Consider the following 1,579-nt stretch of genomic DNA (forward strand, 5'->3'; position numbering starts at 1 on the left):
CAGCCGACCTTCTATGGGCTGTCCCTTGTCAAGTCCTAAGCGGTCTTGCGTTATCGGGTCATCTGCAACCTCCGGTGTGCGGATGTCGTGTTCCCAGGCGCTGACCGCGCGTTGCCTCGGTTGTCGTTTGTCACGGCCGCGATGGGCGACCGGTACCACCTTCTATCCGGGCCGATGCAGGGTCGGCCAGCTCAAACTGCGTGCGCCTTCGGCGCGACGCCAACCGATGGTGAAGACGCCCCTTCTACAACTAACGGCTCGATCAACTCGGCCTAGGTCGGCTTCGGGCGCCTTCGGCAAACGCGGCCTCTCACTACCCGGGCTCACGGCAGCGCTGGCAGAGCACAAGCGCACACGCGCCAGTCCGGCTCAGGCGGCGGTGAGCACCGTGCCCTCGGGGATCTCGCCGTCGTGGAGATAGCGCCACAGCGCCACCAGCAGCTTGCGCGCCAGTGCGACGATGCCCACCCGGCGCAGGCGCTTGCCGCCGGCGCCGAAGCGCCGCTGGAACCACAGCGTCAATGCGCTGGTGGGCTGGTGGCGCAGCCATCCCCAGGCGAGCTCGAGCATCACGCGCCGCACCCGCCGATTGCCCGCCTTGCTGATGCCCTGCTCGCGGGCGCTGTCGCCGCTTTGGTAAGGGGTTGGCCGCAGGCCCGAGAGCGCGCCGAGCTCGCGGCGGTTGGCGAACACGCGCCAACCAAACAACTCCAGCACCAGCGTCCAGCTGCTCACCAACCCAACGCCGCGCAGCGCCTGCAGCTGCCGCACAAGCCCGATCACCGGCGAGTCCGCCTCGCTATTGACCATCGCCGCCAGCTCCGCCTCGAGCTCGGCGATTTGCTCACACACCAGCCGATAGCGCGCATACTCGCGGCGCAGCTCCGCACGCAGCCGCGGCCCGAGCCGATAGCCCGCCGGGCTGGTCAGCTCCTCGAGCCGCGCCCGCCACTCGCGGTGGTCGGCCACACGAATGCCGTGTGCGTGCAGCAGCGATTTCATCCGCGCACTGTGGCGCCCGCGTTCGGCGACCAGGTACTCGCGCTCGCGCAGTAACCGCCGCTCGTCCTCGGCGGCAACGCTCGGCACCCGCACCACGCGCAGCGCCCGCCGCTCACCGCCGACGGCGCGCTCCAGCAACCCCTCCAGCGCTCGAGCGTCAATGTGATCGCTCTTCGCCCGGCGCCGGCGACGGTCGACCTCGATGCTCGCCGAGTCCACCACCACGTTGCTCACCCGCTGCGAGCACAACCACCGGTGCAGCCAGAACCCCTCGCGGCCGGCCTCGTAGCAGCTGACCACCACCGCCGACGCCGGCAGACCAAACTTCGCCTTCGCCCGCGCCATCTCCGCCTCCAGCGCCGCCAGATCGCTCGCCTCAATCGTGCGATCACGCCGCCGATGGCCATCCCCGAAGCACAGCCTCCAGCGGTGAGCGCTCAACTCAATGGCCATGTACAAGACACCCGCTTCGGCGCTAACTTGTTCAAAGAGAGCTGTCTTCATCTCGCTCTACCTCCCAAACGTGTGGTTTACCCGTAAAGGTAGAACCGGGGTGGGGGCAGCTCTCATAGTTTCT

1 protein-coding gene is annotated in these 1,579 nt (G+C 68.2%); it reads right to left on the minus strand.

Annotation, left to right across the window (positions count from 1 at the left end; all coding sequences use genetic code 11):
- Positions 1–369: 369 nt before the first annotated feature.
- Entirely contained in the window at positions 370–1,455 is a 1,086-nt protein-coding gene (locus ACPEES_RS23315; protein ID WP_435106890.1) for an IS110 family transposase, read from the minus strand.
- Between the last annotated feature and the right edge of the window lie 124 nt (positions 1,456–1,579).

This window comes from Arhodomonas sp. AD133 (genome assembly GCF_051195215.1).
In the GTDB taxonomy this organism is placed as follows: domain Bacteria; phylum Pseudomonadota; class Gammaproteobacteria; order Nitrococcales; family Nitrococcaceae; genus Arhodomonas.